18 protein-coding genes and 2 pseudogenes are annotated in these 19,252 nt (G+C 72.7%); 5 read left to right on the top strand and 15 right to left on the bottom strand.

The genetic code is table 11. The annotated features are described in order from the left end of the window. Nucleotides 1-29: 29 nt before the first annotated feature. Both B100_RS0103345 and B100_RS0103340 read right to left on the bottom strand, forming a co-directional pair. Nucleotides 30-2,006 carry a serine/threonine-protein kinase gene (locus tag B100_RS0103345; RefSeq protein WP_024883054.1) on the bottom strand — a complete coding sequence of 659 codons (1,977 nt, stop codon included), beginning with the start codon at nt 2,004-2,006 and terminating at the stop codon, nt 30-32. A 135-nt stretch (nt 2,007-2,141) separates the two neighbouring features. Then, nucleotides 2,142-2,990, bottom strand: coding sequence for a menaquinone biosynthesis protein (locus tag B100_RS0103340; protein ID WP_024883053.1), 849 nt, complete (start codon nt 2,988-2,990; stop codon nt 2,142-2,144). 333 nt (nt 2,991-3,323) lie between these two features. On the opposite strand from B100_RS0103340, the gene B100_RS0103335 reads away from it, so the two are divergent. Beyond that, the gene (locus B100_RS0103335; protein ID WP_006133199.1) at nt 3,324-3,527 is read left to right on the top strand and encodes a cold-shock protein; all 204 of its coding nucleotides are present in this window, start codon (nt 3,324-3,326) and stop codon (nt 3,525-3,527) included. Between the two features lie 301 nt (nt 3,528-3,828). Here the strand turns inward: B100_RS0103335 and B100_RS37470 are convergent. Beyond that, nucleotides 3,829-3,918, bottom strand: a pseudogene (locus tag B100_RS37470) (DNA-binding protein); the annotation flags it as partial. Between the two features lie 2 nt (nt 3,919-3,920). On the opposite strand from B100_RS37470, the pseudogene B100_RS37465 reads away from it, so the two are divergent. Continuing rightward, nucleotides 3,921-3,998: pseudogene (locus B100_RS37465) on the top strand (AzlD domain-containing protein); the annotation flags it as partial. Nucleotides 3,999-4,078: 80 nt separating this feature from the next. Next, nucleotides 4,079-4,762, top strand: coding sequence for a class I SAM-dependent methyltransferase (locus B100_RS0103325; protein ID WP_024883052.1), 684 nt, complete (start codon nt 4,079-4,081; stop codon nt 4,760-4,762). 3 nt (nt 4,763-4,765) lie between these two features. Here the strand turns inward: B100_RS0103325 and B100_RS0103320 are convergent, their stop codons facing one another. Next, entirely contained in the window at nt 4,766-6,688 is a 1,923-nt protein-coding gene (locus B100_RS0103320) for an AMP-dependent synthetase/ligase (protein ID WP_024883051.1), read from the bottom strand. Between the two features lie 243 nt (nt 6,689-6,931). Next, a complete protein-coding gene (locus B100_RS0103315; RefSeq protein ID WP_024883050.1) occupies nt 6,932-8,218 on the bottom strand; it encodes an acetyl-CoA C-acetyltransferase in 1,287 nt (428 codons plus the stop codon). A gap of 101 nt (nt 8,219-8,319) precedes the next feature. On the opposite strand from B100_RS0103315, the gene B100_RS0103310 reads away from it, so the two are divergent. Together B100_RS0103310 and B100_RS0103305 are read left to right on the top strand one after the other, a co-directional pair. Beyond that, a complete protein-coding gene (locus tag B100_RS0103310) occupies nt 8,320-9,627 on the top strand; it encodes a 3-oxoacyl-ACP reductase (RefSeq protein WP_024883049.1) in 1,308 nt (435 codons plus the stop codon). A gap of 5 nt (nt 9,628-9,632) precedes the next feature. Further along, nucleotides 9,633-10,502 (top strand): MaoC/PaaZ C-terminal domain-containing protein, encoded by an 870-nt coding sequence (locus B100_RS0103305; protein ID WP_024883048.1) that lies wholly within the window; start codon nt 9,633-9,635, stop codon nt 10,500-10,502. Here B100_RS0103305 and B100_RS0103300 read toward each other — a convergent pair. The 10 genes from B100_RS0103300 to B100_RS0103260 form a co-directional block, all read right to left on the bottom strand. Next, nucleotides 10,472-11,170 carry a TetR/AcrR family transcriptional regulator gene (locus tag B100_RS0103300; protein WP_024883047.1) on the bottom strand — a complete coding sequence of 233 codons (699 nt, stop codon included), beginning with the start codon at nt 11,168-11,170 and terminating at the stop codon, nt 10,472-10,474. The genes B100_RS0103305 and B100_RS0103300 overlap by 31 nt on opposite strands. Nucleotides 11,171-11,193: 23 nt before the next feature. Beyond that, nucleotides 11,194-12,519, bottom strand: a complete 1,326-nt coding sequence (locus B100_RS0103295) for an SPFH domain-containing protein (protein ID WP_024883046.1) — start codon at nt 12,517-12,519, stop codon at nt 11,194-11,196. Further along, nucleotides 12,516-14,198 (bottom strand): SPFH domain-containing protein, encoded by a 1,683-nt coding sequence (locus B100_RS0103290; protein WP_024883045.1) that lies wholly within the window; start codon nt 14,196-14,198, stop codon nt 12,516-12,518. Before B100_RS0103290 ends, B100_RS0103295 begins: the two co-directional genes overlap by 4 nt. A gap of 183 nt (nt 14,199-14,381) precedes the next feature. After that, the gene (locus tag B100_RS35230) at nt 14,382-14,519 is read right to left on the bottom strand and encodes a hypothetical protein (RefSeq protein ID WP_199785207.1); all 138 of its coding nucleotides are present in this window, start codon (nt 14,517-14,519) and stop codon (nt 14,382-14,384) included. Nucleotides 14,520-14,691: 172 nt separating this feature from the next. Next, entirely contained in the window at nt 14,692-15,999 is a 1,308-nt protein-coding gene (locus tag B100_RS0103280) for a dicarboxylate/amino acid:cation symporter (protein ID WP_024883044.1), read from the bottom strand. Nucleotides 16,000-16,054: 55 nt separating this feature from the next. After that, nucleotides 16,055-16,141 carry a putative leader peptide gene (locus B100_RS37460; RefSeq protein ID WP_311642580.1) on the bottom strand — a complete coding sequence of 29 codons (87 nt, stop codon included), beginning with the start codon at nt 16,139-16,141 and terminating at the stop codon, nt 16,055-16,057. A 168-nt stretch (nt 16,142-16,309) separates the two neighbouring features. After that, nucleotides 16,310-16,615: a DUF4229 domain-containing protein gene (locus B100_RS0103275; protein WP_024883043.1), complete on the bottom strand. Its 306-nt coding sequence runs from the start codon at nt 16,613-16,615 to the stop codon at nt 16,310-16,312. Between the two features lie 121 nt (nt 16,616-16,736). Continuing rightward, nucleotides 16,737-17,261 (bottom strand): GNAT family N-acetyltransferase, encoded by a 525-nt coding sequence (locus tag B100_RS0103270; protein ID WP_024883042.1) that lies wholly within the window; start codon nt 17,259-17,261, stop codon nt 16,737-16,739. A gap of 267 nt (nt 17,262-17,528) precedes the next feature. Beyond that, the gene (gene mqnE / locus B100_RS0103265; protein WP_024883041.1) at nt 17,529-18,692 is read right to left on the bottom strand and encodes an aminofutalosine synthase MqnE; all 1,164 of its coding nucleotides are present in this window, start codon (nt 18,690-18,692) and stop codon (nt 17,529-17,531) included. A gap of 49 nt (nt 18,693-18,741) precedes the next feature. Next, the gene (locus tag B100_RS0103260) at nt 18,742-19,200 is read right to left on the bottom strand and encodes an Lrp/AsnC family transcriptional regulator (protein ID WP_024883040.1); all 459 of its coding nucleotides are present in this window, start codon (nt 19,198-19,200) and stop codon (nt 18,742-18,744) included. Nucleotides 19,201-19,252: the final 52 nt, after the last annotated feature.

Genomic DNA, 19,252 nt, shown 5'->3' with positions numbered 1-19,252 from the left:
CGACTTCCCCGCGTGACCCGGAGGCCCGGCTACTCGATCTTCGAGAGCCGGGCCTTCGGCCGTCCCGAGTCCTTGCTGTCCGACTCGTAGACCAGGTCGTCGCCGACCGGGGTGAGCAGGACCGTGTGGCGCGCCTGGTTGCAGACGTCGCGGTTGGTGGGCGCGCCCACGGAGGTCGTGACGATGCGCCGGGCGGTGACCTCCTTCAGGGTCAGAACGTCGTCGCAGATCCCGCCGAAGATGTCCGTGTGCCGCAGGGTGCCCACCCGCTCGCCGACCCGCGCCTCCCGGAGGGTGACGCGGAACGTGCCGAGCGGGATGGTGATGCTTTCCCGGGAGCTGGCCTGTCCCTCCCAGGTGCCGACGTAGGCGGCGGGCACGGTGCCGGAGGGCGCGGAGGCGGAGGGGGAGGGCCGGGCGCCGCTCGGGCCCTGATCGGCTCCCCCGCGCCCGGGGGGGCCCGGCAGCAGGTCGAACACGAACACGGAGCCGACGGTCACCGCCGCCAGCGCGCCCGCCACCGCGAGGGCGACCGTGCAGCTGACCCGTCTGCCCCGGCCTCCGGCGCCGGGGGTGGAGGCCGCCGATACGGAGACGGACAGCCTGCCCGGCTCGCCGCCGCGCCGGTCCCCCGGCTGGGTGGGCGGGTGCGGGGCACCGGCCCCGGCGGGTCCGTGATCCGGGGCGTGGCGCGGCTCCGGCACTCCGGCGTCCGTCTTCGCCCCGTCCGGGGGTGGCATGACGGGTGGCATGACGGGTGGCATGACGGGTGGCATGACGGGCGGCGGCCCGAAGGTGCCGGTGCCGGCCCCGGACCACGACGGCCCGCCCGCCGGTGTTCCGGGAGCCGGGACGGACACACCCGCCGCGGCTCCGTCCCCGGCCGCCGGCCCACCCGCGGAAGGGCCGGAAGCCGCCGCAGCCCCGCCCGGCGAAGCCCCGGAGGCCGGGACGGACCCTCCTCCGGCCGGCGGCCCTCCGACCGCCGCCCCCTGCGCCCCGCCCGGAACCGTGTGTTCGCCGACCGACGGGCTGCTGAAGCCCACCGGGCCCGACGCCGCACCGTCCGCCGGTGCGCCCGTCGCCTCCAGGTTGAGCAGGCTCACCGCGGACCGGCTCACCTGTTCCACCAGGGCGCCCGGCAGCCAGCCGCCCGACACCAGACGGGCGGCGCCGCCCTCGGGGACGAGGCGCCGGGTGATCTCGGCCGGTGACGGACGGGCGGCGGGGTCCTTGCCGAGGCAGGCCTCGGTCAGCTCGCGCAGGTCGCCGGTGAGCCCGTCCAGCTCGGGCGGCTCGTGCACCACCCGGTAGAGCAGCGCCGCCGAGGAGTCGCCGGGGAAGGGCGGTGCTCCCGTCGCCGCGTACGCGAGGACCGCGCCGAGGGAGAAGACGTCCGCCGCGCCGGTCACGCCCTTGCCGAGGATCTGCTCGGGTGACATGTAGCCGGGCGAGCCGATCGACACGCCGGTCGAGGTCAGGGACGCCGTTCCTCCCCCGGACTTCGTCCGGGAGGTGCCCCCAGTGGCGCGCGCGATGCCGAAGTCGATCAGCAACGGGCCGTCGAGGGTGAGGAGCACGTTGGAGGGCTTCACGTCCCGGTGCACCAGGCCCAGGCCGTGCACCGCCGTCAGCGCCTCGGCCAGCCCGGCGCCCAGGGCCCGTACGGTGTGCTCGGGCAGCGGGCCGACGTCCGTGACGGCCGCCGTGAGGGAGGGCCCGGCCGCGTAGGCGGTGGCGACCCAGGGGACCCGGGCGTCGGGGTCGGCGTCCAGGACGGGCGCGGTCCAGGCGCCGCCCACCCGGCGCGCCGCGTCCACCTCGCGCCGGAAGCGGGCGCGGAACTCCTCGTCGAGTGCGAAGTGGGGGTGCACGATCTTCACCGCGACGGTGCGGCCCCCGGCGCTGCGGCCCAGGTAGACCCGGCCCATGCCGCCCGAGCCGAGCCGGCCGAGCAGCCGGTAGGGCCCCACGACCGTGGGTTCGTCAGCATCGAGCGGCCGCATGGCGCCACCCCTCCCCCGTCGTCACGCCCCTACGCCGTTGTCACCCCGCAGCGTAGTGGCCGGCCCCGGCGGAGGAACCGGACCGACCGAGCGGCGTCCGACGGCCGCGGGCGGGCGGCCGTCGGAACCGTCACGTCACGGGCGCAGCAGTTCCACCCGTACGTCCGCCGGGAAGCCCGTCGTCGGGCCGACCCTGCGGGCGAACTCCGCGACCGCCGCCAGCTGCGGGGCGCCGAAGCGGAAGTCGAGGGTGGTGAAGTACTGGGCGAGGGTCTTCTGGTCGAAGGCCTCCCAGCGGGCCGCCTGCTCGGCCACCTTGTCGACCTCGTCCAGGGAGAGGTTGCGGGAGGCGAGGAAGGCCTCGTGCACCTTGCGGGTGAGCGCGGGCTCGCGCTCCACGTACTCCTTGCGGGCCGCCCAGACGGCGAAGACGAACGGCAGGCCCGTCCATTCCTTCCACAGCGCGCCCAGGTCGTGCACGTCGAGGCCGTAGCGGGGGCCGTCGACCATGTTGGCGCGCAGGGCCGCGTCACCGATGAGGACGGCCGCGTCCGCCTCCTGCATCATCAGGCTCAGGTCGGGCGGGCAGGTGTAGTAGTCGGGCCGCACTCCGTACCGTTCGGCGAGGAGGAGCTGGGCGAGCCGTACGGAGGTGCGGGAGGTCGACCCGAGGGCGACCCGCGCTCCGTCCAGCCGGTCCAGCGGGACCTGCGAGACGATCACGCAGGACATCACCGGGCCGTCGCAGCCGACGGCGATGTCGGGGAAGGCGACGAGCTGGTCCGCGTGCTTGAGGTACTCGACCAGGGTGATGGGCCCGATGTCGAGGTCGCCCTGCACCAGCTGCTCGCTGAGCTTCTCCGGGGTGTCCTTCGTCAGCTCGAAGTCGAGGAGCGTGCCCGTTCTCGCGAGCCCCCAGTACAGGGGCAGGCAGTTCAGGAACTGGATGTGGCCGACGCGCGGCCGGGTGCGAGGATTGTCCACATCGTGAGGCTAGACCTTGTCCCGGTCGGCGCGGCCGTCGCCCCCGCCCAGTAGCGCGCCATCCGGACGCCGCAATTCCGGCCGGATCGAACGCACTGGCGTGACGAACGGGGCCTGCAAACATTCGGGTGACGTGATCTTGGCCTCTATTGCGATCAGGCCCCTGCGTGCTAGGCTCCTCGCAAGTTGCAGTTTGGTTTCCCTTGCAGTACAGAGCCTGCGGAGCATGTGACCGCGGGCTCTCGTCGTTCTCAGACGGATGCAGTTGTGCGGAATAGTCTTCACACTTGCTGGTTCTGGAGCAGGGCAACCCTTTGGGCCCAAGGAGGGCTTATGGCTACCGGAACCGTGAAGTGGTTCAACGCCGAAAAGGGCTTCGGATTCATCGCCCAGGAGGGCGGCGGCCCCGACGTCTTCGTCCACTACTCCGCGATCAACGCGACCGGCTTCCGGTCCCTCGAGGAGAACCAGCAGGTCACCTTCGACGTCACGCAGGGCCCGAAGGGCCCGCAGGCGGAGAACGTCACCCCGGCCTGACCCTGATCCTCCGATCCGGGAACGACTAGCAGTACCCAAGGAGCCCCACGCCGCGAGGCGAAAGGGGCTCCTGCCTTTTCTCCGGAGCCGGTCAGGGGCGTCCCTGATCACTTCCATCTGATCACCGCCGTCTGATCACCCCCGGCTGATCATCCCCGCCCGATCGCCCCCGATCACCCTTGGTCCCCCGGGAACGCCTGGGATACGGCCCGGTGAATGCCCGGCGCATTCTCGCCGCACGCCCCCGAGGTTCTCGCCGTACGCCCCCGAGGCCGGCCCCATTCGCCCCAGCGCGCCCCCTTCAGACGTGCTGCATGATCAGCACGTATTTCGTCCCGGACTCCAGCGCCTCATAGCGGTGCGGCACATCCCCGCGATACACCATGTAGTCAGCGCCGGGCGCCGTTCGTCCTGGTCGTCCTCGGCGCGGCGGCGACGACGGCGGTGCTGCGGGCCGTGGGGGTGGCGTAGCGGGAGGGGACGCGACCTCGGCATGGGGGCGCCACGCACGCCCTGAGGGTTGTCAGTGGGGGCCGGTAGGGTCCGGACCCATGACCACCAGCCGACCCGCGGACACCGATCAGCCGGAGCACGTCCTCGCCACCCGCGCCTTCTACGACGCGATCGCCGAGGACTACGCCGTGATGTTGCGGGACCTCCCCGCCGCCACACCGCTGGACCGGGCCCTGCTGGCCGGGTTCGCCGAGCTGGTCGGGAAGGGCGCCCGGGTGGCCGACGTGGGATGCGGTCCCGGCCGGGTGACCGGGTACCTCGCCTCGCTCGGTCTGGACGTCCAGGGCGTCGACCTGTCCTCGTCGATGCTGGCGATCGCCCGCCGGGAGAACCCCGGACTGCGCTTCGAGCAGGGCTCGATGCTCGGCCTCGACCTGCCCGACGGCGCCCTCGCCGGCCTCGTCTCCTGGTACTCGACGATCCACACCCCGCCGGAGCACCTGCCCGCCGTGTACACCGAGTTCCGCCGGGTGCTGGCGCCCGGGGGCCATCTGCTGGTGGCGTTCCAGATGGGTGACGAGCCGCGCCGGCACGAGCGGCCGTGGGGGCACCCGGTCACCTTGGACTTCCGCCGGATGAGACCGGAGCGGATCGCGGAGCTGATGGAGGCGGCCGGCTTCGCCCTCGTACAGCGGACCGTCCGGGAGGCCGACACCCGGCAGGGCGAGCCCACCCCGCAGGCCTTCCTGGTCGCCCGCGCGCCGGGCGGACCCGCCTCCTGACCGTCACCGCGCGTACAGCGCCTCCACGTCGTCCGCGAAGTCCCGCAGGATCTCCGCGCGCCGCAGCTTCATCGAGGGCGTCAGATGGCCGGCCTCCTCGGTGAAGTCCTCCGGCAGGACGGCGAAGCGCCGGATGGACTCCGGGCGGGAGAGCATCTTGTTGGCCTCGTCGACGGCGCGCTGCAGGATCGCCAGCAGTTCCTCGTCGTCGACGAGGAGCTTCGCCGGGACCGGGTGCTTGCCGTTCATGCGGCGCCAGTGGGTGACGCCGTCGAGGTCGAGGGTGATCAGGGCGGACACGTAGGGGCGGTCGTCGCCGAGGATCATGACCTGGGAGATCAGGGGGTGGGAGCGGAGCCAGTTCTCCAGCGGGGCCGGAGCGACGCTCTTGCCGCCCGCGGTGATGATCAGCTCCTTCTTGCGGCCGGTGATGGTCAGGTAGCCGTCGTCGTCCAGCTCGCCCAGGTCGCCCGTGGCGAACCAGCCGTCCCGGGTGGCGGGCACGACTCCGCCCGCCTGCGGGTCCCAGTAGCCGCGCAGCACGTGTTCGCCCGCCACCAGGACCTCGCCGTCCGCCGCGATGCGGATCCTCGTGCCGGGCAGCGGCCAGCCCACCGTGCCCAGGCGGGGCTGCAGCGGGGGCGTCACGGTCGAGGCGCCGGTGGTCTCGGTGAGTCCGTAGCCCTCGAAGATCTCGATGCCGGCCCCGGCGTAGAAGGCGCCCAGGCGGCGGCCCAGCGGGGAGCCGCCGCAGATGGCGTAGCGGACCTTGCCGCCCATGGCGTTGCGGATCTTCCGGTAGACCAGCGGGTCGTAGAAGGCGCGGGCCGTCCTCAGGGAGCGGGAGGGGCCGCCGCCGGTGCCGGACTGGCGGGCCTCCAGGGCCTCGCCGTAGCGGCGGGCCACCGTCGCCGCACGGTCGAAGGTGGACTGCCGGCCGCCCGACTCGGCCTTGGCGCGGGCGCTGTTGAAGACCTTCTCCAGCATGTACGGGATGGTGAGCAGGCAGGTGGGGCGGAAGCTCGCCAGGTCCGGCAGCAGGTCCTCGGCGGCGAGGCTGGGCGCGTGTCCGAGGCGCACCCGGGCCCGTACGCAGGCGATGGCGACCATCCGCCCGAACACGTGGGACATGGGCAGGAACAGCAGTACCGAGGCCTCATCGTCCGTCCGGTCACGGAAGACGGGGTAGAGCAGTTCGACGGCGTTGTCGACCTCGGCGAAGAAGTTGCCGTGGGTGAGGGCGCAGCCCTTGGGGCGGCCGGTGGTGCCGGAGGTGTAGACGAGGGTGGCGAGGGTGTCGGGACCGAGCATGCCCCGGCGCACCTCCACCTCATGGTCGGGTATGTGACTGCCGGCGTCCGCGAGGGCGTCGACGTGGCCCTTCTCCATGACCCACACGTGCCGCAGGTCGGGCAGGTGCGGGAGTTCCGGGCCGAGCGCGGCGGCCTGGGCGGAGGTCTCGGTGATCACGGCGACGGCGCCGGAGTCCTGGAGGATCCAGCGGGCCTGGTAGGCGGACGAGGTGGGGTAGACGGGCACCGTGACGAGGCCGGCGGCCCACGCGGCGAAGTCGAGGACCGTCCACTCGTAGACGGTGCGGGCCATGACGGCGATGCGGTCGCCCGGCATCAGCCCCTCGGCGACGAGTCCCTTCGCGGCGGCGAGGACCTCGGCGGCGAAGCCTTCCGCCGTGACGTCGCGCCAGGAGCCGTCGGCCGTCTTGCGGCTGAGGACGACGTCCCCGGGCGCCACGCTCGCGTTGTCGAAGGGCAGGTCGGCCAGGGACCCGTGCCGCACCGGCTGCGCGAACGGCGGTACGGACGCCTCCCGGACGGCCCCGTCCAGCCTCCGGATGGCCGGCCTGACCAGGACGGGCGCCCCGTGGACGTCGTCGTCGAGAGCGGTGGCTTGGTGCGGGGTGGACACGGGCGGCTCCTGGGGCGTGCAGGCGAACTGCGGGGGCGCCACGACGTACGTGCCTCGCACGCCGAGGCGCTCACCGGTGGCGTCCACGGCTCGGTCCGCCACCGGTCGGTGCGGGGATCGTACGGCCCTGGCGTGAGGGGTACGTGCGGGTCCGGCAAGGGTCCGGGATCAAGCGTGTGCAGTGTCGGGGGTTACGTGAGGGTCACTCAGGTATGCCCCCGAACGGGGCCGCAGCGGTCCTGCTCAGGGCCGCTCCAGGATCGCCGTGACGCCCTGCCCGCCGGCCGCGCAGACCGAGATGAGCCCGCGGCCGGGGGCGTTCCGTTCGGCCAGCAGCTTGGCGAGGGTCGCCGCGATGCGGGCGCCGGTGGCGGCGAAGGGGTGTCCGGTGGCCAGGGACGACCCGGCCACGTTCAGCCGGGTCCGGTCGACGGGCGGCAGACCGCGTTTCTCCCAGGCGGCCAGGGTGGCCAGCACCTGGGAGGCGAACGCCTCGTGGACCTCGATCAGGTCGAAGTCGTCCAGGCCCAGCCCGGCCCGCTCCAGCATGCGCGGGAGCGCGTATGCCGGTGCCATCAGCAGGCCGTCCTCGCCGTCCGCGACGTCGCCGTGCACGAAGTCCACTGCCGCGGTCTCGTGGGCGGTGAGGTAGGCCAGCGGTTCCAGGCCGCGCTGCTCGGCCCACTCCTCGCTCGCCAGCAGCACGACGGCGGCGCCGTCGGTGAGCGGGGTGGAGTTGCCCGCCGTCATGGTGGGTTCGGGCCGGTCGAGGCCGAAGACCGGCTTGAGCGTGGCGAGTTTCTCCACCGTGGAGCCGGGGCGCAGGTTCTGGTCCCTGGCCAGGCCTCGGAAGGGCACCACCAGGTCCTGGAACAGTCCGCGTTCGTACGCCGCCGCCAGCCGCTGGTGGCTGGTCGCCGCCAGCTCGTCCTGCGCCTCCCGGCTGATGCCCCAGGCGTGTGCCGTCACGGCGGCGTGCTCGCCCATGGACAGTCCGGTGCGCGGCTCGGCGTTGCGCGGGATGTCGGGGACGAGGTGGCCGGGGCGCACCTTGGCGAGCGCCTTGAGGCGGGCGCCGAACGACTTGGCGCGGCGCGCCTCCAGCAGCACCTTGCGCAGGTCGTCGTTGACGCCGAGCGGCGCGTCGCTCGCGGTGTCGGAGCCGCCGGCGACCGCGGCCTCGGTCTGACCGAGGGCGATCTTGTTGGCGGCGGCGATCACCGCCTGGAGTCCGGTGCCGCAGGCCTGCTGGATGTCGTAGGCGGGGGTGCGGGGGTCCAGGCGTGAGCCGAGGACCGTCTCCCGGGCGAGGTTGAAGTCGCGGCTGTGCTTGAGGACCGCCCCGGCGACGAACTCACCCACAGCTCCCGGCTGTTCGAGCGCGTACCGCTCGACGAGGCCGTCCAGGGCGGTGGTGAGCATCTCCTGGTTGGAGGCGGTGGAGTAGGGCCCGTCGGAGCGGGCGAACGGGACGCGGCTGCCGCCGATGACCGCGACGCGCCGCGCCGCGGCCGGTTTCAAGGTGCTCATCTCGACCTGCTCCTCAACCGTGACATAGGCTTACCTCCGGTAACCTTACTCCAGAGTAAGCACTGAGTGAGCCCTCTCGCACGCACACCTGGGAGTCCCCGATGGCCGACCGCTATCTGAGCTTCACCGGCACCGCGCCGGGCCGCTTCCTCACGCGCCGGCTGGGACTGCCCCGGCCCGCCCCGCTGCGCCGCTGGTCGGCGGAGCGACCGGCCCTGGACGGCGGGCTGCTCCACCTCACCGCGGGCACCTCCCGCCTCGGCCTCGCCCCCGTCCTCGCCCGCACCGGGCTCCCCACGGACGAGGCCGCGGGGAAGCCCGCCGCCGTCGTCCTGGACGCCACCGGGGTGCGGACGGTCGAGGACCTCGCCGAGGTGCACGCCGCCCTGCACCCCGTCGTGCGCTCGGTCGCCGAGAGCGGCCGGATCGTGGTGCTCGGCGCCCCGCTCGACCTCGCTGACCACCATCAGGCCGCCGCCCAGCAGGCGTTGGAGGGCTTCACCCGCTCGCTCGGCAAGGAGACCGGCGGCGGCAGGACCGTGAACCTGGTCCGCCTCACCGACGCGGACGCGGCCGAGTCCACCCTGCGCTTCCTGCTCTCCCCCAAGTCCGCCTACGTCAGCGGCCAGGTCGTCACCGTCGGCGACCAGGAGAGCCCCGCCGCCGAGGACGCCGACCGCCCGCTGACCGGACGCACCGCCCTGGTGACGGGCGCCGCGCGGGGCATCGGTGAGGCCGTCGCCGAGACCCTGGCCCGGGACGGCGCCGAGGTCGTCGTCCTCGACGTCCCGCAGGCCGAGCAGGACGCCCGCCGGGTGGCCGAACGCATCGGCGGCAGCGTGCTGCTGCTCGACATGACCGCCGCCGACGCGGGCGCCCGGATCGCCGAGGCGCTCCCCGGCGGGCTGGACGTGCTGGTCCACAACGCCGGCATCACCCGCGACCGGCGCCTGGTCAACATGCCCAAGGACCGCTGGAGTCCGGTGCTGGAGGTGAACCTGGCGAGCGTGCTGCGCACCACCGACGCGCTGCTGGAGGCCGGGGCGCTCCGGCGCGACGGCCGGATCGTCGCCACCGCCTCCATCGCGGGCATCGCCGGGAACGCCGGCCAGACCAACTACGGCGCGAGCAAGGCCGGCGTCACCGGGCTGGTCCGCGCCCTCGCGCCCCGCGCGCTCGCCGAGCACGGGGTGACGGTGAACGCGGTCGCGCCCGGCTTCATCGAGACCAAGATGACGGCCGCCGTCCCCCTGTTCATCCGGGAGGCCGGCCGCCGGATGAACTCCCTGGCCCAGGGCGGGCTGCCCGTCGACGTCGCCGAGACCACCGCCTGGCTCGCCCACCCCGGCTCGGGCGCGGTCAACGGCCAGGTCGTGCGCGTCTGCGGCCAGAGCCTGCTGGGGGCGTGAACGCCATGACACCGCCCCCCTCGGACCGCGCCGAGGCCGTCCTCACCCGCGCCCCCGCCCTCACCCCGCTGCTCGCCCGCGGCGCGGTGCTGTCGCCGTTCCGCCGCCCGGACCCCGCCGCCGCGCACCCGCGCACCCGGCTGGTGCTCCCGGGCCTGCGCGCCGACCCCGCCCGGCTCACCGCGTACGAGAGGGTGTGCGGCTTCCCGGACGGCACGGGCACACTGCCGGTGACGTATCCGCACGTGCTGGGCTTCCCGCTCGCCATGCGGCTGATGAGCGCCCGGGACTTCCCGCTCCCGCTGCTCGGGCTCGTCCACACGTCGATCGGCGTCACCCGGCACCGCGCGACGCCGTCCGCCGACACCTACGACCTGAGTGTGCACGTCGACGGGCTGGTCCCGCACCGGCGCGGCACCGAGGCCGCCGTGGTCACGGAGCTGCGGGCGGGCGGCGAGGTCGTGTGGGAGTCACGCAGCACCTACCTGGCCCGGCACCGGACCACCGTCACGCCCCCCAAGGACCCCGCGGAGACCCGGGAGGACGCCCAAGGGCTTCCCGCCGTCGCGGAGTGGCAGCTCGCCGGGGACCTGGGCCGCCGCTACGGCGCCGCGTCCGGGGACCGCAACCCCATCCACCTGCATCCGCTCACCGCGCGCCTCTTCGGCTTCCCCCGCGCCATCGCCCACGGCATGTGGACCGTCGCCCGCTGCCTCGCCACGCACGGCACCCCGGACGCGGCGACCGTGCGGGCGGACTTCCGCGCCCCGGTGCTGCTGCCCGGCACGGTGACCTACGCGGCGCACGGCGGGCGGTTCGCCCTGCGCGGGGGCGGCGGCCGGGTTCACCTCACCGGTGAGGTCAGCCCGCTCTGAGGCCCGGGGGCGTCCGCGTCCCCGGTGTCGTCGGGCGGCGACCAGTGCCGGCCCGCCATCAGGTCGCCCAGGCCGGCCCACGCGAAGTTCATCAGCGTGGTCGCCGCCTGCCGGGCGGTGACCCCGGGGGTGACGTTGGCCCAGTCGGCCAGCGACTCGGCGGCCCCGACCAGCGCCTCGGCCAGCCCGGACACCTCCGCCTCGCGCAGGTCCGGGTCCCGGTGGGCCTCCCGCGCGGCGGCCAGGATGAGCTGCGTCACGAACGCGACGATCTCCGCGCGCATCGCCGCGACCTCGGCGGCGAACACCTCGCCGTGCGTGCGCGCCTGGAGGTGCAGCACCGCCCAGCCGTCGGGGTGCAGGGCGGTGTGCGTGAAGAACGCGGTCAGGCCCGACCAGAGCTGCCGGTCGGCCGGCAGTTCGGGCCGGGCCCCGGCGCGGACCGCCTCGGTCAGCGCCCTGGCCTCACGGCGGATGCACGCGGTGAACAGGTCCTCCTTGGAGTTGAGGTACAGGTACACCAACGGCTTGGACACGCCCGCCAGTTCGGCGATCTCGTCCATCGACGCGGCCATGTACCCCCGGTGACCGAAGGTCCGTACGGCCGCGTCCAGCATCTGCTGTTCACGGACCGCACGCGGCATGCGCTTCGTCTTCACGGCACCCATGGGACACAGCGTACGGTCCGCCGCTACCGCGGGTCGTGGCCACCGTCCTCCGCCGGCCGGAGCGCGCCGCCGGTCACCGGCAGCTCGCCCGCCGTCAGCCGCGGCAGCAGCTGCGCGGTGAACAGCGTGGACAGCGCCGAGGTGTCGGTGCCGCCGTCGGTGCGCACCACGACCGGACGCGGGGCCTTGCCGGCCAGTCCGGCGCCCACTTCGAGCCGCCTGCGGGCCAGTTCGTACTGGAGCACCGCCCGGTTGTCGCGGTAGGCCTTGGCGAGGGCCTGCTGGGCGCGGGCCTCGTTCTCGGCGGCGATGAGACCGCTGCGGCCCCGCGTCTCGATCTCGAAGCGCACCCGCTGGGCCTCGGTCTCCTGCCGCTCCAGCAGCTGGGCGACCTCCTCACGGGCGCGGTTCAGCGCGGCCCGCACCTCGACGATCCGGGCGTCGCGGATCTTCTTGGCCCGCTCGATGTCCATGCCCAGGCTGTCGATGCGGCGCTTGCGGATCAGGCCCCACTCCTGCTCGTAGGCGGTGCTCTCCTTGGCGACCTGCTCCCGGGTGGCCAGGTGCTGCTGGTACTGCGCCGGCAGCTGCACGTCGGGGATGTTGCAGCCGGTGATGCGCACGCCGTAGCGGGACAGCTGGTGGTTCAGCAGGTCCTGCATGTCGGCGACGTCGGAGCCGCGCAGGTCGTAGGCGCGCTCGGTACGCACCCGGCGGGCCCGCTGCCGGATCGCGTCCTGCACGGCGCTGGACAGCACCAGGTCGAAGTTGCCCGCGCCGATGGTCCGGACGAACAGCACCGCGTCGGTGATGCGGAACTTCAGGAAGAACTCGATCGAGCGCAACGGCACGTTCTCCTGCGTGGGGCAGGCCATGACGGGCGCCGAGTACGGGATCTCGGTGGCCGTGTCGACGACGAAGTCGACCCGCGACCAGGGGTGCCACAGGTAGTGCCGGCCCGCGTCCAGGGTGCGCACGACGGCGCCGTACCGGGTGAGCACGCCGTTGGTGCCCTGCTCGATCTCGACGATGGAGGAGCGCCACCACCACAGACTGCCGGCCACCAGCAGCAGCACGCCGACGGTGTAGGAGAACGTGGCCAGGGCGCCGGCGGCCATGCCGCCGAGCCCGTCGGAGCCGGACTCCTTCAGGGTGAGCGTCACGCCCGACAGCAGGGCGTAGGCGCCGGCCCAGAACGGCAGCATCCACCACAGCCTGCGGCGGTGCTTGGGGATGATGACCGGCAGCAGGGTGCCGGCCTCGCCGCCGCGCAGCAGCCGGGCGATGTCACCCCAGGGCGCGACGGCTTCGGAGATGACCGAACGACGGTGAATGCGGGCGGAACTCACGGCTGGACCTCCTCGGCGGACCCGGACACATCGGCTGCTTCGGCGCCCTCGGGGGCAGCGCTCGTCACGCCCGCCTCCGGCACCTCGGGCACCGTCGGCCGCTCGGCCGCCAGCAGCGCGCCGATCTCCTCCTGACGGGCGGCGATCCGCGCGGACACCTCCGCCAGTCGCTCCCGGACGGCGGCCATCTCGCCCTCGCCGAACAGTTCCCCGCCGCGCTCGCCGACCAGCTCGCGCGCCAGCTCCAGGAAGTCGATCCCGGCGGCCCCGGTGCCGTCGGCGCCGCCGATGCGCACCAGGCGCGGCAGGTGGTCGGCGACCTGCTCCAGGGTGTCGAGCACCTGCTGCTGGTAGCGGTACTCCAGGATCTCGGGCGCCTCCGCGGCGGTCACCGCGCGGATGTCGAGGGCCTGCGCCTCCAGCAGCGCCGCGTTGGCCTTGGCCTCCGACTCGGCCTGCACGTAGCGCTGGCGGGCCAGCGCCTCGGCGCGGTTGGTCTCCCGCTCCACGGCGGTGTCCATCTGCGCCTGGTACTGGGCGATGTCGGCCTGGATCGCGGACAGCGTCTCCTGGCTGGACGCGAGCTCGCGGTTCAGGTCGCCCTCGTCCTGTTCCTTGCGCAGCTGGAGCGCGTACTCGTGCGTGTACGCCTCCTTGGCCATGCGGACCATCTCGGGCGCGGCCAGGTCCATCCGGTAGCGGCGGTCGGAGGGCTCGGCGTGCGTGATGTTGGCGTTGGTCAGCTCCACCGCGGGACGGAACTGCTGGTTGAGCTGCTCCAGCAGCCGGCCGCTGTCCTCGCCGACCATGTCGTAGATGCCGGCCGCCTCCTGCTCGTAGATCAGGCTGCGGATGGTCTCGCTGACCGCGTTGCCGAGCTTCTCCTCGAAGCCGCGCACCGCGCCGAGCGTGTAGACGAACTCCACCGGGTCGCTGATCCGGAACTGGATGAACAGGTCGATGGACGCCTTCACGCCACCCTTGGTGGGGGCCTCCCGCACGGGCGCGTTGAACGGGTACTCGCGGGTGGTGTTGACGATGTACGACACCCGCTTCCAGGGGCTGAGCAGGGTGACCCGGCCGGGGCCGACGACCTTCTCCAGCTTGCCGAACCGGGTGAGCATCGCCTGGCAGCCGTCCGGCACCATGACCAGGCCCTGCCGCCACCACACGAAGGCGACGGCGGCCACCGCGATCACCCAGTAGTGCAGTCCGAACACCGGCTGGGTCACGCTCCAGCCGCCGGCCGCCGAGGAGACCGACGTGCCCACGATCCCGATCACCAGCAGCGACAGCACCGGCAGCATGGACATCAGGGAGCGGCCCTTGGGCATCACCATCGGGTAGATGGCGTGCACGGTCTCGCCGTCCTCCCGCAGCTGCTCGCTGCGGCTCAGCGCCTCGCCGGCCTCGTCCAGCGACACGGTCTTCTGCCGCATCACCGTGTCGACGGAGCTGCCGCCCTGCTCCCGGGCGGCCGGGAAGTCGGCCGGATCCATGCCGTCGCCCTCGGCGGGCCACTCCTCGTGCTCGTCACCGGTGTCCCGGCGCGACGCGCTCTGTGACGTGCCGCCGCCGGTGCGGCGGCGCAGTTCGTCACGGGCCGCGGCGCGCGGGTCCGCGCCGCCGACGACCGACTGAGCGACGTTGCGTAGGCTTTGCGCCCGCGTACGTGCCACGGGGTCCCCCTTCGCCTGTGGTGCTGTTCCCGCGGTTCGCTGCGGGACATGTGTGTGGTCCTGTGATCACACACCACCACGGCACCCTGCGTAAGGGGCGCTCCCCAGCAACGGTCACCACTCACTCATTGCCGGAAAGCGCCCCCTTGTGCGCCGGTGCGGCGTCAGCAGAGACAGGGATCGTCAGCAGAGACAGGGATCGGTCTCCCGGCCCAGCCGGCGCACGTCGTCGTCCGTCGGAGCGCCCGCGTACGCCTGGACCTCGTCCACCTGGCCCTGCAGGTGTTCGCCCCAGCCGTCGGCCGTGCGGGCACGGCCCACCTGGAGCGGACCGGTGCTCGTCCAGCCGTCCTCAACGTGGGCGGTGGCGTCCGCCTCGGTGGAGCCGTCGGGTTTTCCCGGGGCCGGGCGGCGGGCTTCGCAGGGGCCGGGGCGACAGAGAGCGTCCCCGGGACCGCGAACGGGACCGGGGACGCATGGCGAGGCGCGGCGGTCAGGCGGCGGCCGCCACCCGCGGTTCGTCCGCGTCGATGGGCGCCGACGCCACGTTGTCGTACTTCGCGCGGTCGAGCAGTCCCTCGCGGGCGGAGACGACGACCGGCACCAGGGCCTGCCCGGCGACGTTCGTCGCGGTGCGGATCATGTCCAGGATCGGGTCGATGGCGAGCAGCAGGCCCACGCCCTCCATCGGCAGGCCGAGGGTGGACAGGGTGAGGGTCAGCATCACGGTCGCGCCGGTGAGGCCGGCCGTGGCGGCGGAACCCACCACCGAGACGAACGCGATCAGCAGGTAGTCGCCCACGCCGAGCGGCACGTCGAAGATCTGCGCGACGAAGATCGCGGCGATGGCCGGGTAGATGGCGGCGCAGCCGTCCATCTTCGTGGTCGCGCCGAACGGCACGGCGAAGGAGGCGTACTCCTTGGGCACGCCCAGGCGCTCGGTGACCTTCTGGGTCAGCGGCATGGTGCCGACGGAGGAGCGGGAGACGAACGCGAGCTGGATCGCGGGCCAGGCGCCCTTGAAGAACTGCACCGGGCTGACCTTGGCGGCGGTCGCCAGCAGCGCCGGGTAGACGCCGAAGAGGACGATCAGGCAGCCGACGTAGATGTCGGCGGTGAAGGTGGCGTACTTGCCGATCAGGTTCCAGCCGTAGGTGGCGATGGCGTTGCCGATGAGGCCGACGGTGCCGAGCGGGGCCAGGCGGATGACCCACCACAGCGCCTTCTGCAGCAGCTCCAGGACGGACTCGCTCAGGGTGAGGACGGGCTGGGCCTTCTCACCGAGCTGGAGGGCGGCGATGCCGGCGACGGCGGCCATGAACACGATCTGCAGCACGTTCAGTTCGGTGAACGGCGTGATCACGTCGGTCGGCACGATGCCGGTCAGGAAGTCGATCCAGGAGCCGGTCTTCTCCGGGGCCCCGGAGCCGTCTGCCGGGTCGAGGCCCGTGCCCGCGCCGGGGTTGGTGACCAGGCCGATGACCAGGCCGATCGCCACCGCGATCAGCGAGGTGACCATGAACCACAGGAGGGTCCGCGAGGCCAGCCGGGCCGCGTTGTTGACCTTCCGCAGGTTGGTGATGGAGACCAGGATCGCGAAGAAGACCAGCGGCGCGACGGCGAGCTTCAGCAGGCCGATGAAGGTGCCGCCGACCTTCTCCAGGGTGGTGACCAGCCAGGAGAGGTCCTGGCTGCGGGCGAGCCAGCCGAGCAGGACGCCCAGGACGAGGCCGGCGAGTATCTGGGCCCAGAAGGGCACGCGGACAGGCAGCTTCGACTGCGTGTTCGAGGACACGGACATGCTCCGGAAGGGGGGAAGGCGTGGGGATGTGACGGGACTCGGGTGGGGCGGAACGTCAGGGACGACAGTTCGCGGCGGTGACCCGGCAGAGGTCCACGTGCAGGCGCGCCACGAGCGGAACACTCCGGGGCGTGGGGAACACGGCTGCTGACTTCACCAGGAGACCGTAACACCTGAACTTTGGGATCCTCAAAGCCTTGCTTTGGAAGGCGTGAGGGCAAACACGCACAGAGAACGCAAAGCGCCCCGGGTTCCCGCCGATGGGGGGAGCCCGGGGCGCCGACGATGCGGTGCGCGGGTGTGAGGGACGTTACGAGGTCTGCGCCTGCCCCTGGGCGCGGGCCGTGTCGTCGGCCGCGTCCTCCTGGGTGCGGTTGGCGTCCAGGTTGGCCTTGGCGCGCTCCACCCGCCGCACGATCCGCTCGGAGGCCCGGTCCCGCTCCTTGCGGAGCACGACGAAGCTGATCGGGGCGGAGATCAGCAGCGCGAGCAGCACGACCCACAGGCCGTTGGAGTCGCCGAGACCGCGCGGCGCCGCACCGGAGTAGACAAGGCCCCAGACGACCAGGAGGCAGCCCGCGAAGACCCCGAGGCGCATCAGCGTGTAGCGGAGCATCTCATCCACTCTTCCGTGCGTACGGTCAGAAACGTCCCCGAGGGGACGACGTCCAGTGAAGCACGTCCGGCGGCCGACCTTTCAGCGGGGTACGGCGCCCCGGCGGATCCGCACCACGGGCTCAGGTCAGCGGCAGCAGCATGATCACGTCGTCCCGGTCGTCGCCGGGCGCCACGCGGATCGCGCCCGGGACCCGGCCGACCTCCTTGTAGCCGCAGGCGGCGTAGAAACGCTCCAGGCCGAGGCCGCCGCGGCAGGCGAGGCGGATCGCCTCCACCCCGTCGAGGGTGCGGGCGGACCGCTCGGCGGCGGCGAGCAGGTCGCGGCCGTACCCCTTGCCCTGGTGGCGGGGGCGGACCATCACCGTGTACAGCCAGATCCAGTGGGTCATCAGGGGGTGGGTGTTGCGGGTGAGGAACGCCGTGGCGGCCACCTCGCCCTTCTCGTCGTGCCCCACGAGCAGCCGGGAGCGGCCCTCCGCCATGTCGGCGAACTGCCGCAGCAGGGCGGGGCGGATGTCCTCCCGCGTCACCGGCGGTACGAAGCCGACGGCGCCGCCCGCGCGGGTGACGTCGGCCCAGAGGTCGAGGATGCCGTCGCGGAGTGGGGGCGTGACCTCGGGGTCCAGGGTGAAGGTAAGGGGCATGAGGGGAGCCTACCTATTACCTCAGCGCTCGCGCAGTCACCTCCGGGAGGCCGGTCGCGCAGTTCCCCGCGCCCCTGAGGGGGCCGCTGTGCCGCCGGCTGTGAAGCGAGGGCGCGCCGGCGCGTCCCTAGGGGCGCGGGGAACTGCGCGGCCGACCCACCACCCCGCCGCGGACGGCAGCGCACCAGGCCCCCGCTCCCTTGGGGGGCGCGGGGAACTGCGCGGCCGGCGTCGGACCAGACCCCCCGGCCCCCAACCCCCGACGAGTCAGACCCGCATCGGCTGAGGCGACTCCCGGCGCGCCGGGTCCGGCCCGTCGTACTCGCGGATGATCTCGTACCGCGTGTTCCGCTCCACGGGCCGGAAGCCCGCGTCCCGGATCAGATCCAGCAGATCCTCACGCGTCAGCTTGTTCGGCGTCCCGAAGTTGTCCGCGTCATGCGTGATCTTGTACTCGACGACCGACCCGTCCATGTCGTCCGCCCCGTGCTGCAGCGCCAGCTGCGCCGTCTGCACGCCGTGCATCACCCAGAACACCTTGACGTGCGGCACGTTGTCGAACAGCAGCCGCGACACCGCGAACGTCTTCAGCGCCTCCGCCCCCGTCGCCATCTGCGTCCGCGCCTGGAGCCGGTTGCGGATCTTGCCGTCCTTCATGTCCACGAAGTCGTGCTGGTACCGCAGCGGGATGAACACCTGGAAGCCGCCGGTCTCGTCCTGCAGCTCACGCAGCCGCAGCACGTGGTCGACCCGGTGCCGGGGCTCCTCGATGTGGCCGTACAGCATGGTGCTCGGGGTCTTCAGACCCTTCTCGTGCGCCAGCCGGTGGATGCGGGACCAGTCCTCCCAGTGGGTCTTGTGGTCCACGATGTGCTGCCGGACCTCCCAGTCGAAGATCTCGGCCCCGCCGCCGGTGAGCGACTCCAGCCCCGCGTCGATGAGTTCGTCGAGGATCTCGCTCGCGCTCAGCCCCGAGATCGTCTCGAAGTGGTGGATCTCGGTGGCGGTGAACGCCTTCAGCGAGACCTCCGGCAGCGCCGCCTTCAGCTCCCGCAGCGAACGCGGGTAGTAGCGCCACGGCAGGTTCGGGTGCAGGCCGTTGACGATGTGCAGCTCGGTGAGGTTCTCCGACCGCATCTCCTCGGCGAGCTTCACCGCCTCCTCGATGCGCATCGTGTACGCGTCCTTCTCCCCCGGCTTGCGCTGGAAGGAGCAGTACGCGCACGACGCCGTGCACACGTTCGTCATGTTGAGGTGGCGGTTGACGTTGAAGTGCACGACGTCGCCGTTCTTCCGCGTCCGCACCTCGTGCGCCAGCCCGCCGAGCCAGGCCAGGTCGTCCGACTCGTAGAGCGCGATGCCGTCCTCGCGGGTCAGCCGCTCACCGGAGCGGACCTTCTCCTCCAGCTCGCGCTTGAGCCCGACGTCCATGCCGTTACCTCTTTCCCAGAAGACAGACCCGCACCACCGTACGCCCCGGTCAGTCGACCTCCTCGGGCAGCTCACCGACGCGGTTCTCCCACTTGGTGGAGAGCACGATGGTGGTGCGGGTGCGGGAGACTCCCTTGGTGCCGGACAGCCGGCGGATGATCCGCTCCAGGCCGTCCACGTCGGTGGCGCGCACCTTGAGCATGAACGAGTCGTCGCCGGCGATGAACCAGCAGTCCTCGATCTCCTGCAGGTCCTTCAGCCGCTGCGCCACGTCCTCGTGGTCGGCGGCGTCGGACAGCGAGATGCCGATCAGGGCGGTCACGCCGAGGCCGAGCGAGGGGGCGTCCACCGTGGCGCGGTAGCCGGTGATGACTCCGGCCGCCTCCAGCCGGTTGATGCGGTCGGTGACGCTGGGTCCCGACAGACCGACGAGGCGCCCCAGCTCCGCGTAGGAGGCCCGGCCGTTCTCCCGCAGGGCCTGGATGAGCTGCCTGTCCACCGCGTCCATCGAATCGATGCCTTCCACTGAAGAGGTACGAAGTTTCCGAGAGGTGGTGCCG

This window comes from Streptomyces sp. CNH189, from assembly GCF_000527195.1.
This window is presented reverse-complemented; position numbering and strand designations above follow the sequence as displayed.

Excerpts from the sequence above, each read along its gene's own strand:
- B100_RS0103260 (WP_024883040.1), bottom strand. The coding sequence starts at position 19,200 with ATGGACGCGGTGGACAGGCAGCTCATCCAGGCCCTGCGGGAGAACGGC.
- B100_RS0103335 (WP_006133199.1), top strand. The coding sequence starts at position 3,324 with ATGGCTACCGGAACCGTGAAGTGGTTCAACGCCGAAAAGGGCTTCGGA.
- B100_RS0103315 (WP_024883050.1), bottom strand. The coding sequence starts at position 8,218 with ATGAGCACCTTGAAACCGGCCGCGGCGCGGCGCGTCGCGGTCATCGGC.
- B100_RS0103275 (WP_024883043.1), bottom strand. The coding sequence starts at position 16,615 with ATGCTCCGCTACACGCTGATGCGCCTCGGGGTCTTCGCGGGCTGCCTC.
- B100_RS0103345 (WP_024883054.1), bottom strand. The coding sequence starts at position 2,006 with ATGCGGCCGCTCGATGCTGACGAACCCACGGTCGTGGGGCCCTACCGG.
- B100_RS0103270 (WP_024883042.1), bottom strand. The coding sequence starts at position 17,261 with ATGCCCCTTACCTTCACCCTGGACCCCGAGGTCACGCCCCCACTCCGC.
- B100_RS0103305 (WP_024883048.1), top strand. The coding sequence starts at position 9,633 with ATGACACCGCCCCCCTCGGACCGCGCCGAGGCCGTCCTCACCCGCGCC.
- B100_RS0103325 (WP_024883052.1), top strand. The coding sequence starts at position 4,079 with ATGACCACCAGCCGACCCGCGGACACCGATCAGCCGGAGCACGTCCTC.
- mqnE (WP_024883041.1), bottom strand. The coding sequence starts at position 18,692 with ATGGACGTCGGGCTCAAGCGCGAGCTGGAGGAGAAGGTCCGCTCCGGT.
- B100_RS0103310 (WP_024883049.1), top strand. The coding sequence starts at position 8,320 with ATGGCCGACCGCTATCTGAGCTTCACCGGCACCGCGCCGGGCCGCTTC.
- B100_RS0103300 (WP_024883047.1), bottom strand. The coding sequence starts at position 11,170 with ATGGGTGCCGTGAAGACGAAGCGCATGCCGCGTGCGGTCCGTGAACAG.
- B100_RS0103280 (WP_024883044.1), bottom strand. The coding sequence starts at position 15,999 with ATGTCCGTGTCCTCGAACACGCAGTCGAAGCTGCCTGTCCGCGTGCCC.